The following is a 15071-nucleotide window of genomic DNA, read 5'->3' on the forward strand; positions in this document are numbered from 1 at the left end:
AAGGGTCAAGAGCCGCCGAACTGACGGATAGCTCTCCCCTTATGCTTCATGCCGGCCGCTTTCCCTATTCAGGGTCGGCACCCGGCCGGCTCCCATGCTTCCCTATGCCGAACGTCCCTCTTCCCCGTTCCACATCCGATCTACGATGGAGCCTATCTCCCGGAGCACGGGATCATTCCGCTTCTCCTTCAGATACCCGAAATGCAGGTCAATCTGCAGATCGAGGCCGTCCCAGCTCCTCAGCTTGTTGTCACGGACAAACCGCATGGCCACCGGCTCCGCGAGGAGCGAACAGCCGATGCCGCTGTGAACGAGATCCCCGATCAGCGATTCGTCGTCGACATACATGATTCGTCCGGGAACCAGATCCCGCTGCAGGAAGTAGTCGATGGACTGCCTGTAGAACGGACAGCCCTGGGTCGTCCAGATCCAAGGCTTCTCCGCAAAATACGCCAGCGACAGCCCGGTCTCCGGAACTTCCCAGCCCTTCGGGTAGACGACAACCATCGGAAACGAAGCGACCGGAATCGCATATACGGACGGATGGGTGCCGAATCCATAGTAGAAGCCCGCGTGAATTCGGGAGGCGCCCAGGTTCTCGAGGAAGTCTTCACTCTTGCTTTCGATAAAATGCAGCTCGGCCTGCGCGATGGATTCCGAAGCGAGCCGGATCAAGTCTTCGACCCGCAGCAGCTGCGCATGGGTGTTCAGTCCGATTCGGACGGGCGCCCCCGGATCGCCCTTCAATCGATTGGCTTTGGCGTAGAAATGATCGACGGAATCGAAGATGTTCCGCGCTTCCTGCAGCAGCTCCGCCCCTTTTTCCGTCAGGGCCATCCCCTTGGAAGTCCGGTGAAAGAGAGAAAAGCCCACCTCTTTCTCCAGCGCTTTGATATGCGCGCTTGCGGCCGGCTGGCTAGTGTTCAGACGGGCCGCCGCTTCGGTCAAGCTGCCCCTGCGGGCAATCTCCAGGAAGGTTTTCAATTGATACAGTTCCAAGCCTGCTCCCTCCCTTTTTTGGTGCATGCGCTGACCCTTCCGTTTTTCTGATGGCTCCCATCCGGAATTGCAATTGGACGACGGGAAACCGGTTGGGCTATAGTAGCCCCAGAAAGTAGAACGTAAGGAGCGTGCACTCATGTCTGCTGTCATTGCCATGTGTCTTTTCTCGTTATCGATGTCCATCTCTCCCGGTCCGGTGAACCTGACGATTCTCTCGTCGGGAGTGAATTACGGATTCAAGAGGTCCCTTCCGTTCGTCTCCGGCGCAACGATAGGGTTCACGATCCTGCTGGCCGCCGTCGGGCTCGGGCTCTCCCGGCTCGTGACAGAGGCTCCTCTATTCTTTGAGCTGCTGCCGTATGCGGGCGCCGCATATATGGGTTATATCGGCTGGAAGATCCTGTTCGCCCGTCCGGATATGGGGGTCAGAGAGGAAGGGCAGCCGCGCTTGCGCCAGGGTTTTCTCATGCAGTGGCTGAATCCCAAGGCCTGGATCGCCTGTGTATCCGGGGTATCCGCCTTCGGGCTCGACGGTTCCTACGCCAAGCTCCTGGTCTTTATCTGTATTTATTTTGTGATCTGCTATCTGTCCCTGGCCGTCTGGGCTCTCGCCGGGTCCAGGCTGCAGTTTCTCGCGAAGGTAAAGAACGGCATGAAGGCCTTGAATCTGTCCATGGGCGGCTCTCTGGTTATTGTAGCAGTCTATCTTCTCTTTTCAAACTAGAGGCAAAGGAAACAATGGGTTCAAACCATAAAAAAAACGGAACACTCATGAATGTCATGAGTGTTCCGTCTATGGGAAGGTTCAGCAGGACCATCTGCGGGAAGGTTCAGCAGGACAACCGGCTAAGGATGTCAGGCCGCCCTCTTCTTCGCCGGGGCAAACAGGCTGCCCCCGGCCGTGCGTTGATAGAAGTACCAGTTGAGGGCGATCGAGACGACGTAGAAGCCGATGAAGATATAGAAGGCCGCGACCGGGCTGCCGAAATTCGCTGTCGACCATCCGAACAGCTTCGGAATGAAGAAGGAGCCGTAGGCGGCGAAGGCGGCGGTGAAGCCCAGAACCGGTGCCGCTTCCTTCACCGGGAAGATGCCGGGGATCATCTGGAAGGTCGACCCCGAGCCGGTGCCTGCCGCGAAGAACAGAACCAGGAAGGCCGCCAGGAAGCCGCCGAATTCGTGCCGGCCCATGAAGTAGATGACCATGACCGCACCGATGGTCATCGTGATGAGGACCAGGGACGTGACCCGTGCACCGCCGAACTTATCCGAGATCCAGCCGCCGAACGGACGGGCCGCCGCGGCCACGAAGGCTCCGAGGAAAGCAAGCGATACATACTGCGGGAACTGGCTCTTCAGCAGCAGCGGGAACGCCGCGGAGTAGCCGATGAACGAACCGAAGGTGGCGACATAGAGCCAGGTCATGATCCAGGTGTGCTTGCGTTTGACGATGACGAACTGCTCGGCTACGGACTGCTTGGTTCCCGGCAGGTTATCCATGCCGAACCAGGCGGCCACCGTCAGGATGGCGATCGGCAGCACCCAGATGAAGGCCGCGTTCTGAAGCCACAGCTGCTGGCCGTTCTTCAGCAGCTGCCCGTCGCCGGCCAGGGCTGCGAAGGTGCCTGTCGTGATGATGAGCGGAGTGACGAACTGGACGACGGATACGCCCATATTGCCGAGACCGCCGTTGATGCCGAGTGCCGTGCCCTTCTCTTTCTTCGGGAAGAAGAAGGAGATATTCGCCAGCGACGAAGAGAAGTTCCCGCCGCCGAGGCCGCACAGGGCAGCCAGCGTAAACATGACGGAGTACGGCGTATCCGGGTTCTGTACGGCGAACCCGATGCCCACAGCCGGAATCGCAAGTGCCGCAGTGGAGACGACCGTCCAGTTGCGGCCTCCGAACTTGCCTACCGCAAAGGTATAGACGAAGCGCAGCGTGGCGCCGACGAGCCCTGGAATGGCGGCCAGCGTGAAGAGCTGGTCGGGGGTGAAGTTGAACCCGATGTCATTCAGACGGACGGCAACGACGGACCAAATCTGCCAGACAATAAAGGCCAGCATCAGGGAAGGCACCGATATCCACAGATTGCGCTTGGCGTGGCGCCGCCCTTCCTTCTCCCAAAACTCCGGATCCTCCGGTTTCCACTGTTGAATTCTAGCCATAACAGTCATTTCCTCTCTCTTTATATTTTACTGACCCATCGCGATGTCTTCTTTCTGACCTAATCATACTTGGCAAGGGTCCCCGGGGGATGTAATGTGAATCACAGCATCCTTGTCAAACCGGTAACATGGAGAGGAAAGGCTGTTCGGCTAAAACCAGGGGACAAACCCGTATAACGGGCTGGCAGATGCGGCATCCTTTGGTTAGAAATAAATAAAAGCCGCTTCCCGCATGAACGGCGGAAAACGGCCGTGAGGCACGTGCATTTACAATTCTTCAATCCATTGTGCAGCGGCTTGCCGCCACTCCTGGGCAATGATGCCGTGGCCGTTCACGGTCGGATGAATGCCGTCCCAGATCCAATACGACGGCTCCCTTACCTGGCTCAGCTCATCGAAGCGCTGCTGCAGCGGTACGAAGAGCAGTCCGTACTCCCCGGCGATCCGCTTCACCGCGGCCTGCATGGGGACGAGTAGCTCCGTCCACTCGTTCAGGGACTCGGCCACCCGGCCCACGGGCAGCAGGAAGGGCTCCAGCAGGGCAATGCGTACGGCAGGCAGCTGCTCCGTGAGTTCATCGATCATCATCCGGTACAGCTTATCGAATTTGGCCGGGGTCGCGCCGCTCCCGTCATGGAGCTGGAAGTGGCAGTCATTGATGCCGAGCATGAAGCTGACGATGTCCGGCTGCCGGTGGATGACATCGCTCTCCAGCCGGGCATACGCATCCACGATGCGGTTCCCCGAGACGCCTTTGTTGATAAAGCTCAGCTTCTTCTCCGGATAACGCGAGCCGAGCTCGGCATGAAGCAGATAGACATAGCTGTGGCCGATCTGGTGATTCAGGTCCCAGTCCTGCTGCGGATCTTTGTTGCGCTGTCCGTCCGTGATCGAATCGCCCTGAAACAGGATCACGGTGCCTTCCTTCCTTGGGTTCATGTTCTCGCTCCTCATCAACTTTATTCATCTAATGAACTAAGTTTGGAGCCGCCTTCCGGATTTGTCAATCCCCTTCGGCAATCTTGCAGCAGCGCTATCTTTTTAGCCGCGAGATGTAAAGTTTACCTAACCATCCATATGTATCATCTTTGCGCCGGCATGCTGAACGGTCAACAGGTACACAAAGCCTCTTCCCTTTCCCCTCCGATGTTAATGGCCGGGTTAACTATGCTGCGTTCCGGACATAGACCCGTGGCCTGGCTGGAGTTCTTTCATCTGTTACATAGAAGCGGGAGCAGCTGCATCGCAGTCTGCTCCCGTTCAGGTCATCTAACGTTCTCCATCCGTTAAGAAGCGTATGGCTGGGTACTTTGGGGGGTCATTGTCTAATAATGAGGATGTCCCGTGGAGGTCTGCCCGTTCTTTGAATCTGGGCGATTTCCGCGTTGGTCAGGTTGCGGCCTACCACAATGAACGAAGAGGTGACATTGTTAAAGTTAAATGCGCCCAGGTTCGCTACGTTCTGGCTGCCGCGGAACACGCGGAACGAACCCTGAAAATTGATCCGCGAGAAAAGGACAAGCGTTACTTCAGAACTCTGTACCACATTACGGAGCCGGAAGCTCGAGAGAACATTATTAAAACGGAAGGCTCCCAGATCCCGGACCGCCACTCCTCCGCGTCTGAAGAGAATACGGCGTACGGAAAAGTTCGTGCCGGACCACAGCGCAAGACGTACGTCACGGTTTGCCAACTCTATCACTCCTTTTCTGAGGATGATACAGTTTATGAGCAAATCGCTTGAATGGTATACGACAGATACCGCTGGCGATACGTCTGTTTTTAATAAAAAGAGGATACCATTTGAAATGGCATCCCACTCTTTGTTCGTCACTAAAGGCGCGCCCGTCATTCCCCCAGCGCAAAGCGCAGCGCACGGCTCGCCAGGCCGGGAAGCACGGAGACGTGCCCTTCCCCCGCGAACTCTACAAAGTCCGTGTGCAGCCCCTTCCCGGCCAAAGACGATAACCTCTCGTACAGGACTCTGGCATTGGCATTCATCCCGCTCGGATGATCCTTCTCAAGTTCGCCGACCGTGATCAGCAGCTTCAGTGCGCCGCCAAACCGGGGCAAACAGGCTTCGAGCCCGGCCGCCTGTTCCTCGATCAGCCTCTTGTTCCAATGCACGGACGGGCTGCCGGCGATGTAGGAGTGGAACGTATGCGGCTGCGTCAGCAGCGTTTGGAGGACGAACAGCCCGCCCAGGGAGTGTCCCAGAATGGCCTGTCTGCTCCGGTCGATCGGATAGTCCCGCTCGATGCGCGGCTTCAGCCTGCTCTCAATGAAGCGGCGGAACGCGTCTGCGCCGCCGGTCTCCGGCCAGGGCTGGCCGGGGGTTCTGACGGGCAGCGACTCGAGCACCTCCCGAGGCGTCGGCATCGTAAAATCGCAGAACCGGCTCTCATCAAAAGGGCAGTCGTGCGGATAGCCGATGCCCACCACAACGGCCGGGAGGACGCCGGTTTTCTCCGGTCTGCGCGACTGCACGCGCAGGGCTTCCACAAGGGTGCCGAACAACGCGTTGGCATCCAGTGCGTACAGCACCGGATAGCCTTGGGAAGGCGGCTTCTGCGTCGGCGCAGCCACCATGATCCGATAAGGCTGTCCCCCCTCCTCCCTGCGCAGCAGGAACTGCTCTGTGCCGGGCAGGGCATAGGCTCCCATACGGCGACCCTCCTCTGCCGGCGGTTGATCAGCACTAAGTGACTGGGTCAATGCAAACTTCCTCCTCTTTTCTTATCATCAATTGTCGAGCATGAGGCAAAGTACAAAATCATGCGGCGCTTCCCTGCGTCCGCCTGCTGCGGTACATCAGCCAGACAAAATACGGTGCCCCGATCAGGGAAATCACAATCCCGACAGGCAGCTCTACCGGAGCGAAGACGGTCCTGCCGATAAGATCGGAGGCCAGGACGAGCAGCGCGCCGATCATCCCGGATAAGGGCAGCAGCCGTTGGTGGGACGAGCCGGCCAGCCGCGCGGCCAGATGCGGAGCCATCAGCCCGATGAAGCCGATCCCGCCCGAGACGCTGACGCAGGCGCTGACGATCCCGATGCTGCACAGCAGCAGCAGCCTCCGCTCCTTCTCGACCGCAACGCCCAGCCCGCGGACGCTGTCCTCGTGCAGCCGGAACAGATCGAGCTGGCGCGAACGCAGCAGGAGCACCGGCGTGAGCACGACGAGCCAGGGAAGCATCGAGGCGATGTACTTCCAGTTCGCATTGTAGATGGAGCCGGCGACCCAGACGGCGGACATCTCGAAGTCCTGGGCGTTCATCTTCAGGGTGATGAACACCGTGACCGCCGACAGTCCCGATGAGACGGCGATCCCTGCGAGCAGAAGCCGCTGCGGATCCAGCCGTCCGTGCTGGTAAGCGAAGACATAGATCAGCAGCGCGGCGCCGAGTCCGCCGAGCCAGCCGGCCAGCGGCATCGCCATGACGGCGCCCCAGCCCGTTCCTTTGATGCCGTCCTGGACAAAAAAGAGAAACAGGACCATCGCCATCCCCGCTCCGGCGTTGATCCCGAGAATGCCGGGATCCGCCAGGCTGTTGCGCGTCAGGCTCTGGGTGACCGTTCCGGCCATGCCTAGTCCCATGCCGACCAGGGCGGCGATAACGATCCGCGGCAGGCGGAATTCGAAGATTACGAGATCGAACTCCCGCTGTGCATCCAGGCGCAGCAGCGTGCGCACGGTATCCCGCACGGTAATATCGAACGCCCCGTTCGTCAAGGAAATATAGGCGGTGAGCAGGATCAGGCCCAGGCAGCCCGCCAGCAGGAAAGCATAGGAATACGGCTTACGGTTCCTATCCATGCTTCTATCCATGCTTTCATGCATGCTTTCATCCATGCTTCTTTCCTCCCCGGGTGCGGATCAGATAGAGAAAGTAAGGCACACCGATCATCGCGGTAACAACGCCGATCGGCATCTCGTATGGATAATGGAGGAACCGGCTGAGCACATCGCACAAGGCGAGGAAAATGCCGCCGAGGACCGCCGAGCAGGGGATGATCCGCCGGTAATCCAGTCCGGTCAGGTACCGTGCGATATGCGGTACGAGCAGCCCTACGAAGCCGATCCTCCCCGCTACGGCGGCGGCGATTCCCGTAAGCAGAATGACGCTCAGCGTCGTCAGGAGCTTGACCCGTACGGTGTTCTGTCCCAGAGAGACGGCGAGCTCATCGCCCAGCGCAGAGACCGTGATCGATCTCGATACCCAGAGGGCGAGCAGCAAACCGGCCGCGGCAAAGGGGAGCGCGAGCGTGACCAGCTTCGGATCCAGCTGGTGCAGCCGCGCATTGTACCAGAAGCTGATATTCTGCGACACCTGAAAGTACATCGCAATGGCCGAGGCGGCGCTGCTCAGGAAGGTGCCGACGAGCGTGCCCAGGATCGCCAGCCGGACCGGAGACAATCCCCCCGGCAGCTGCGAGGCCAGCCCATAGACCAGCACGATGCTCAGCGCGGATCCCGCGAAGGAGGCCAGGATCATGCCCATCGTGGAAGCATAAGGCATCACGACCATACAGACGGTTACCGCAAAGGCGGAGCCGTCCAGGATGCCCATGATGGAAGGCGACGCAAGATCATTGCGGGTCAGCCCCTGCATAAGCGCCCCCGACACAGCCAATAAGGCGCCGACGAGCAGCGCCCCGAGCACTCTCGGCAGCCTCGAGTGCATGATGATCTGGTGATCGACATTCGCCGGGTCAAAGTGCAGGAAGGCTTCGAGAATCCGGCCGGCCTCCATGGCCTTGGCCCCGTACATGACGGACAGAAGCACCGTGAAGAGGATAGCCAGCGGCGCTCCCGCCAGAATCAGCGTATGAGCCTGAACTTTGCGTGTCATCGCCGCTTCGTTCACTTGACCTGTACGATGCTGCTCTGGCTTACAGCTTCAAGAAACTTGATCTTGCTGTACGCCGTTCCCCCCTGCGTCAGCGGATCGACAAGGTTCGTGTACAGATGCCCGTTCTTCACGGCGTTCATGCTTTGGAAGATCGGATTGTTCTTCAGCTCTTCGAACACCTTCGGCGTATCTTTGTTCTCTTCCTCCGAGAACTGTACGAACAGATAGTCCGGGTTGATCTCGGAGAGCTTCTCCAGGGACAGGTTCTGCTGGGCTTTCGCCCCCTTCACGATCTCCGGCACCGCAGCTCCGAGCTCTTCATACACGGACGGATTGAAGAAAACATCCTGCGGATAGACGAACATGCTGCCGGCGCGTACCCGGATCGCGAGCACCTTCTTATCCTTGAGGGCAGGCCCGATCTTCTCCTTCAGGGCTGCCGCATCCGACTTGTATTTCGAGAGAACTTCCTTGGCCCGCTCCTGCTTGCCTGTCAGCTCGGCCAGCAGGTTCAGGTTCTTCTCCCAGTCGCTCGCCAGGTGGGACACGGGAATGGTTACCGCGATCTTGCTCATTTTCTCGATCGTCTCGGCAGGAAACTTCGTGCTCATCAGAATGACGTCCGGCTTCAGCTTCAGGATCGTCTCGAGGTTCGGCTGGGCTTTCTCGCCGATACCCTCGGCTTTATCCGTAATGCCGGCGAAGAGCGGCGGGAAGCCCCCTCCCACGGTAATGGCTCCGACCGGCTTCACATCCAGCAGCAGCGCATCCTCCATCGACTCCAGCGCCCCGGTGATAACCACTCTCTCCGCCTTGACGGGTACGGTGTAGTCCTTGCCGCCGTATGAGATAACTCTAGCGGCCGATGAGGCCGGCTCCGCCGTACTGACGGCTTGTTGTGCGGGCGGACTGCCTGCCGCCGGCGGGGTGCCGGTTTGGGCTCCGCATGCCGTTAAGGCAAATAGTGTAAGCGCCGCAGCGCCGAGTGTCCACAATGTTCTCATGGATAAGGACAGCCCCTCTCTAGTGTGTGTTAATGAGAATCATTCTCATAAGAGTATAGAGGAAGACGATGCGCACGAACATGGACAATCTCCCGGACATTTCATGTACGATTTCCGCATAACCGGCTGCAGAGGTCCCGGATCATCCGTTCCTTCGCATGGGCGGAGTATTCACGCCACGGATCGGACGAAATCAGCTGCACCCGGCGTCTCCTCACGGCTTTCATATTCGTCCAATCGACGTCCGACTGGAGCTCTTCCCAGTACTGCAGCGTTTCGGTCTCCTGGCACACATTCAGCAGGATGTGATCGGCATCCACGGCTGAGAGCTCCGTCAGGCTTAAAGTCTGGCCCGGTGAATACTCGTCGGCCTCGTGAGGGGTAAGCAGCCTCATGTCCTGGCAGACCACCTCCCGCATGCCCCTGACGGGAAACAACCGGAAGGCCTTCTTGAAGAGGCTGGCTATCAGCACCTTCTCCCCCTGCAGCTGCCGATGCAGCTTCTCCCGCACGAGCCGGGCCTCAGCATCGTAACGGTCCAACCAGGTCTGCGCTTCATCCGCTGCTCCCACAATCCCGGCGATCTGCTGCAGCTGTTCGCGCCAGGGGGCCCCTTCCGGGATGAAATGCACCGGCGCGATGCGCTCCAGCCGTTCCTTTTCCTCCCCATGCAGCCTGTCCGTCGTGATGATGCAGTCCACCTCGCTTTGGGCCAGCCGGCCTACATTCGACTCCCAGTCTTCGTTAAAGCGGAACCCGCTCAGATGCAGAGGAATGTCCGCGCGGTAGTTGTCATAGTAGTACGAGGTCCATTTGGGATGCAGCGGAGCGGCATAGGGCAGGACGCCCAGCGCAAGCAGCTGGCCGAGTATCGGGGCGGAGTAAGCGGCAATCTTCTGCCTTCGGCTCTTGAGATAGACGGTGGGCGGCACCCCCACCTCGCGTTTGAACATGCGGCTGAAATAAAACTCATCCTGGTAGCCGACCATGAACGCCACATCCCGCAGGCGCAGACGGGACTGCGCCATGAGCTGCTTCGCCCGGTTGATCCGCACCTCCGTCAAATAATCGGTGACCGTTTTGCCGAAGGTTTTCTTGAACAGGCTCCCGTAATATTTGGGGGAGATGTCCGCCATGCGGGCCAGCTGGTCCATCGACAGGTTTTCCTCATAGTTCGTATCGATATAGGCCTTCGTCTTCTCGAGGGCCGTTCTTGAATCCACTCGCAGCTCCTCTCTGTGATGGGTCAGCGTCCAGTACAGCAGCTCATGAAAAACAGCCTGCCCATACAGGCGCTCCACCGCCTGCCCGCTTCGGGTGGAGCCGCAGAGCCCTTCGCACATTCGGAGCAGAGCGGGATCGGGATGAATGGGAAGCTCGCCCAGCAGCGGAAAAGCAGGTCCGTCAGCCCCCGAAGGATGGATGTCGAATTCGAGCACATAGAGCTGGGACTTCGCCCCTTCTTCCTCCCGGATGGCGATCGTCTGCCCGGGCCCTGCGATGTACACGGCATCCTGCCGCAGAGGATAAGTATGCAGATCTAGGGTCAACCGGCTCTCGCCGCACTTCGGGATCACCATATAATAGGAGGAAGTAAGCATGGGCATGAGGTTCCCCTCTTGAAGCAGGCTTGCCCTCCTGAACTTGATCCATAGATCGTCCAGTCGGCCAAGCGCATCTGAAATGCGGGTGTATGTGTCAGGCTGCATGAGTGCCCTCCAGTTAATGAAAATGAGAATCAATATCATCAAAGAAGGTAGCATATGCACCCGGGACTGTCAACACCGTGAATCGCCAGACAAAAAAACAAGGCCGCCTCGTGGGCAGCCTTGTTACGATAGGCTAATAAGACGCTTGGATGCGCGCCGCTTCGTCCTTCAGTCCGAGCAGCTGCATTTCCTCCAGAAGGAGCGGCTGCAGCTCTTTCTCATTTGGCAGTACGCGGGTGATTTGCAGGTCGCGCAGCAGGGCGAGCTTGGAGGCCCGCGGCGCACCGGCCAAGTATGCTTTCAGCTTCGACAGATCGATCGGCTCGTCTTTGCTCACCTTGAACTCCTCGTGGAGACGCCCCTGCTCCAGCGGTGTGGTTACCCCGAGCCCGTCCAAGGTTCGGATGGTGACTTGTCTTCCCCGCTCCTCGCTTGTCTTCTGTACATACGAGAAAGCGCTCAAGCCGAGCTCCGGTAGGCTGATCCGCTTCTGCAGCTCATGGATCACTTCCAGGCGGGCCTGCTTTTCTTCTTCCGTTCTTTGATAAGGTGAAGCCTTCTCTTCTTCCGCCCACCGCTCCTGTGCCGCCAGATACTCCGCTTCGGTACCGAACGGATTGAGAACCAGATTCGCGTCCGTCAGGCTGAGCCGCAGGAAATCCTTCAAGTTCTTGGCGACGATCCGCACCGGCCGGTCGAAATCCATGGGACTGATACAGACGATCGGCGCCTCTTCGAGATCGGTTACCGTGCCATAGTCGGTCAGGAACCCGTAGTGGACGCCGTCGACTCCCACATTGCCGAAGACAACGACATCGCCGGGGGTACTGAAGTATCGAAAGTTCTCCGTGTTCACAAAGAAATACACGGCATCATACAGCCGCTCCGGATCTCCGAGCTCTTGCCGCAGATCGAGCAGGGACTGCAGCGTAGGGGGGACGGCATATTTGCCGAAGTTGATCCGCTCGGATTGCTCGGCTGTCAGCTTCGGCAGCGGAGGCTGCACCGTCCCGGTTTGCATGTTCTCCCTGACTCCGACGTCGATGGTCGTTATCGGTTCCGGCGGTGAGGAAGCCGCTGCCAGATGCACAGCGGCAGCTGCGATGAGCAGCCATTTTACCGGCATGAATGAGCTCTCCTTTCATTGGGAAATGATTCCACTTTGGAAGCATCGCATACGGGATGAGACACTGTCAATCATCCCTCCTCTTTGGAAGTCTTCGTTTCTATCGCTGCGCAGGCCTCCGCCAGGAATTCGCTGCTTAGGCAGTAACCGACCCGATAATCCATCCGGTCCCTGCGCATAAAGCCGGACGCAAAAATCTTGAGTGCTTCGCTGTAATGCTCCAATTGATGACAGCGGCAGCAGTAATAGTAGGTGCTGTTGTCCAAACGTGCTCCCCCTCCAGTAAACTCCTTTACATCAAAAAACGGCCCAGTCAGCTCGTGGCAGGCATCCCCGCTTCCCTGTGCTGGAGTCCGCTTTTCATTATCTCCGGTTTCCCTGAAAATGGGTATCTCTTCTAATGATCAAAAACTTGTAATTTATTGACTCTTCGTGCCGGCTGCGGTCCCTTGAAAGGAGTGCGGCTTCGGACCCTGCGCAAAAAAACCTGCAGGCACCCCGACCGGAGGCGCCCATGCAGGCTCAAGTTCATACACTCATCCGTTAAATGAAACCGCCGTTGACACGGATCGTCTGCCCGGTAATCCACCCGGATTGTTCACTGACGAGGAATTCGATGACGTTCGCAATATCTTCCGGCTCTCCGATCCGGCCGAGGGCCGCCGACTTCTTCAGCCCTTCGATCTGCGCCTCCGTTTTTCCTTCGAGGAACAGCTCGGTGTTCACCGGTCCGGGAGCGACCGCATTGACCGTGATTCCCTTGACGGCAAATTCCTTCGCCAGCTGGCGGGTGAACTGCTCCACGGCCCCTTTCGTGCCGGCATAGACGCTGTAGGTCGGGAACATCTGTCCCACGACCGAGGTGGAGAAGTTAATGATTCTCCCCTTCTCCTGCATATGCTTCATCGCCTGCTGGCACGCAAAAAACGTCCCTTTGGCATTCAGATTGAACTGCTTGTCGTAATCCTCCTCGGTCACTTCCAGAATCGGCAGATACCGGTTCACTCCGGCATTATTGATGAGGATGTCGATTTGCCCGAAGATCTCCAGCGTCCGGGCGAACAGAGCTTCCACCTCCGGCACCCGGCTGAGATCCGCCTGTACGGCTGCGGCCTCCCCGCCCTTCGACCGGATGCTCCGGACGACCTCCTCCGCTTTTTGCGGGGAGCTTGCGTAATTAATGATCACCTTGGCCCCGAGCTCCGACAGCTGTTCGGCAATGGTACGGCCGATACCCCGTGATGCTCCTGTTACGATAGCGACTTTCCCCTGCAGCGTTTGATTGTCCGGCATGATACTCCTTCTTTCCGCTTAAGATGGATCCGGAGGTTCTTCCCCGGTCTATACTCTCATTATAATAGGGGAATCCCCCATTCCAGTAGCCTATTGCTGTTCGTTCCTTGCCTGATCCTCTTCAGGGGCGATACAATAGGCTCATCAACCACCCTTTGGAAAAGGAAGGCCCAAAACCATGAATCCAACTGTCACTCCGGCTGATCTGGCAGCACTTACGCAGGAACTGGCGGCTCGGATCGGGCGTCATGCGCCTTGTGACGGCCTGCATGAGACCGCCGTGCCGGACCTCCGGTTCCGCCGCTCATCCCGGGCATCGGAGCCGATGCATACGGTCTATGCGCCCTCCTTGTGCATCATCGTACAGGGCGCCAAGTCCGCTTCGCTCGGCGAAGAAATCTACCGCTATGATCCGGCCTCCTATCTCGTTACTTCCGTCCACCTGCCCGTCCTTGCCAAGGTCATGGAAGCCACGCCGCAGGTTCCTTACCTGAGCCTGCAGCTCAACTTCAGCCCCGATGCCATACTGGACCTCGCCCAGGAGACGGCCCGGCCCGAGAGCAGCCCGCCGGGTACGGGCCGGGGCATCTCGGTGACTCCATCCACTCCCCCGCTGCTGGAGGCCGTGCTTCGTCTGGTGAAGCTCCTCGATACGCCGGAGGATATTCCGGTCCTGGCTCCCCTGGCGCACAGGGAGATTCTATACCGCGTGCTGCAGGGCGGGCAGGGAGCGCTCATCCGGCAGTTCGCGGTGGCCGGCAGCCAGGCGAACCTCATCTCGAAGGCGATCCGCCTCCTGCACCGGGACTATGACAAGCCGCTGCACATCGAAGAGCTGGCCAGGGAGATCCGCATGAGTCCTTCCGCCCTCTTCAAGCACTTCAAGAAGGTGACGGCCATGAGTCCGCTGCAGTATCAGAAAGCGATCCGGCTGCAGGAAGCACGCCGGCTGCTGCTGACGGAGACGGTGGAAGCAGCGGATGCGGGTTATCGCGTGGGCTATGAGAGCCCTTCCCAGTTCAGCCGGGAATATGCCCGCATGTTCGGGCGTCCGCCGATCAGCGATGTGAGGCATCTGCGGGAGACCGTTCTTCCCACCCTATCCCCCACTTCTTAGAGAAGGCGGGGGATTTTTTGTGAGGGGCCCGCATTGCATTGATCCAATCCCTTACATAGTAAGAAAATCTTGCTTAATCTTATTTGTCGGATGCTGCCCCCATCTGCCGGTTCATGCGCCAAATTCAACCTGCCGCGTGCCGCTTGGCTCAGCGGATATGCCGGAATCAACTCCGATATGCCAAAATGAACCGGTGTTATGCCGGAACACTTCCCTGAAGACAAAGTGAGCTTCATCTCATGACAGGCTTATTGACGCCCTTTCGGGATACCGCTTACATTGGGAAATGTCCGATGAGGCAAAAGGCAGCTCAGGGCCGGCAGCTCAGGGCCGGTGTCCAAAGAACCCGAAGCCGCAGAATCGAACAACGGTGAAAGGAAGTGATCCCGAAGCCTCGACTCTTAAGGGCTTCCCGACAGCTTAGGTTCAGACTGAGCGTGCAGCAGGCCCGCACCCAATCCACAGTAGAGAGGAACTTTGTTCATGACAACTGCCAGCAAAATGAAACGCATGTGGTCCACATTCACCGCCATCACCATGCTCTCCTCCGTTCTCTTCATGGTGCCTGCAGCCCAGGCGGCCACCCTCTATGCAGATTCGCAGCTTGGAGCCAACGACGGATGGGGTTCCCGTACGGGTACGGGAACGACGTCCTTCACGCTGAACGGAGGCAAATCCACGACCTCCACGGAGACTCCCGGTCACCGTCGTCACAACGCGCGACCAGCTGAAGACGGCGGTAGCCGGCACCACCAAAGCGGTCATTCTCGTACGCGGAACCATTGACCTGAATGCAGGCAA

Annotated in this window: 15 protein-coding genes; 3 read left to right on the forward strand and 12 right to left on the reverse strand. The window is 58.6% G+C overall.

Annotation, left to right across the window (positions count from 1 at the left end):
• Window positions 1-102: 102 nt before the first annotated feature.
• Window positions 103-999 (reverse strand): LysR family transcriptional regulator, encoded by an 897-nt coding sequence (locus PM3016_RS19985; RefSeq protein WP_013918324.1) that lies wholly within the window; start codon window positions 997-999, stop codon window positions 103-105.
• A gap of 139 nt (window positions 1000-1138) precedes the next feature.
• On the opposite strand from PM3016_RS19985, the gene PM3016_RS19990 reads away from it, so the two are divergent.
• Window positions 1139-1726 (forward strand): LysE family translocator, encoded by a 588-nt coding sequence (locus PM3016_RS19990; protein WP_014370697.1) that lies wholly within the window; start codon window positions 1139-1141, stop codon window positions 1724-1726.
• A 131-nt stretch (window positions 1727-1857) separates the two neighbouring features.
• Here PM3016_RS19990 and PM3016_RS19995 read toward each other — a convergent pair whose 3' ends face one another.
• The 11 genes from PM3016_RS19995 to PM3016_RS20045 all read right to left on the reverse strand — a co-directional run bounded on the left by PM3016_RS19995 (window position 1858) and on the right by PM3016_RS20045 (window position 13153).
• A complete protein-coding gene (locus PM3016_RS19995; protein ID WP_013918326.1) occupies window positions 1858-3168 on the reverse strand; it encodes a NarK family nitrate/nitrite MFS transporter in 1311 nt (436 codons plus the stop codon).
• A gap of 267 nt (window positions 3169-3435) precedes the next feature.
• Window positions 3436-4107: an SGNH/GDSL hydrolase family protein gene (locus tag PM3016_RS20000; RefSeq protein ID WP_014370698.1), complete on the reverse strand. Its 672-nt coding sequence runs from the start codon at window positions 4105-4107 to the stop codon at window positions 3436-3438.
• A 379-nt stretch (window positions 4108-4486) separates the two neighbouring features.
• Window positions 4487-4861 carry a hypothetical protein gene (locus PM3016_RS20005; RefSeq protein WP_014370699.1) on the reverse strand — a complete coding sequence of 125 codons (375 nt, stop codon included), beginning with the start codon at window positions 4859-4861 and terminating at the stop codon, window positions 4487-4489.
• Between the two features lie 155 nt (window positions 4862-5016).
• Window positions 5017-5832: an alpha/beta hydrolase gene (locus PM3016_RS20010; RefSeq protein WP_014370700.1), complete on the reverse strand. Its 816-nt coding sequence runs from the start codon at window positions 5830-5832 to the stop codon at window positions 5017-5019.
• Between the two features lie 109 nt (window positions 5833-5941).
• Window positions 5942-6985, reverse strand: coding sequence for a FecCD family ABC transporter permease (locus PM3016_RS20015; RefSeq protein WP_238540260.1), 1044 nt, complete (start codon window positions 6983-6985; stop codon window positions 5942-5944).
• Between the two features lie 28 nt (window positions 6986-7013).
• On the reverse strand, window positions 7014-8021 hold the full coding sequence (locus tag PM3016_RS20020) for a FecCD family ABC transporter permease (protein WP_014651478.1): 1008 nt from the start codon (window positions 8019-8021) through the stop codon (window positions 7014-7016).
• An 11-nt stretch (window positions 8022-8032) separates the two neighbouring features.
• A complete protein-coding gene (locus PM3016_RS20025) occupies window positions 8033-9025 on the reverse strand; it encodes an iron-hydroxamate ABC transporter substrate-binding protein (RefSeq protein ID WP_014370702.1) in 993 nt (330 codons plus the stop codon).
• A 101-nt stretch (window positions 9026-9126) separates the two neighbouring features.
• Window positions 9127-10632 (reverse strand): AraC family transcriptional regulator, encoded by a 1506-nt coding sequence (locus PM3016_RS20030; RefSeq protein WP_238540261.1) that lies wholly within the window; start codon window positions 10630-10632, stop codon window positions 9127-9129.
• A 235-nt stretch (window positions 10633-10867) separates the two neighbouring features.
• On the reverse strand, window positions 10868-11860 hold the full coding sequence (locus PM3016_RS20035; protein ID WP_013918334.1) for a hypothetical protein: 993 nt from the start codon (window positions 11858-11860) through the stop codon (window positions 10868-10870).
• A 71-nt stretch (window positions 11861-11931) separates the two neighbouring features.
• Window positions 11932-12126, reverse strand: coding sequence for a hypothetical protein (locus PM3016_RS20040; RefSeq protein WP_013918335.1), 195 nt, complete (start codon window positions 12124-12126; stop codon window positions 11932-11934).
• Between the two features lie 277 nt (window positions 12127-12403).
• Window positions 12404-13153, reverse strand: coding sequence for an SDR family oxidoreductase (locus tag PM3016_RS20045; RefSeq protein ID WP_014370704.1), 750 nt, complete (start codon window positions 13151-13153; stop codon window positions 12404-12406).
• Window positions 13154-13331: 178 nt separating this feature from the next.
• On the opposite strand from PM3016_RS20045, the gene PM3016_RS20050 reads away from it, so the two are divergent.
• Together PM3016_RS20050 and PM3016_RS39980 are read left to right on the forward strand one after the other, a co-directional pair.
• Window positions 13332-14270 (forward strand): AraC family transcriptional regulator, encoded by a 939-nt coding sequence (locus PM3016_RS20050; protein ID WP_013918339.1) that lies wholly within the window; start codon window positions 13332-13334, stop codon window positions 14268-14270.
• Between the two features lie 483 nt (window positions 14271-14753).
• Window positions 14754-15056 carry a hypothetical protein gene (locus PM3016_RS39980; protein ID WP_238540262.1) on the forward strand — a complete coding sequence of 101 codons (303 nt, stop codon included), beginning with the start codon at window positions 14754-14756 and terminating at the stop codon, window positions 15054-15056.
• Window positions 15057-15071: the final 15 nt, after the last annotated feature.

Source organism: Paenibacillus mucilaginosus 3016, assembly GCF_000250655.1.
GTDB classification, from domain to species: Bacteria; Bacillota; Bacilli; order Paenibacillales; family NBRC-103111; genus Paenibacillus_G; species Paenibacillus_G mucilaginosus.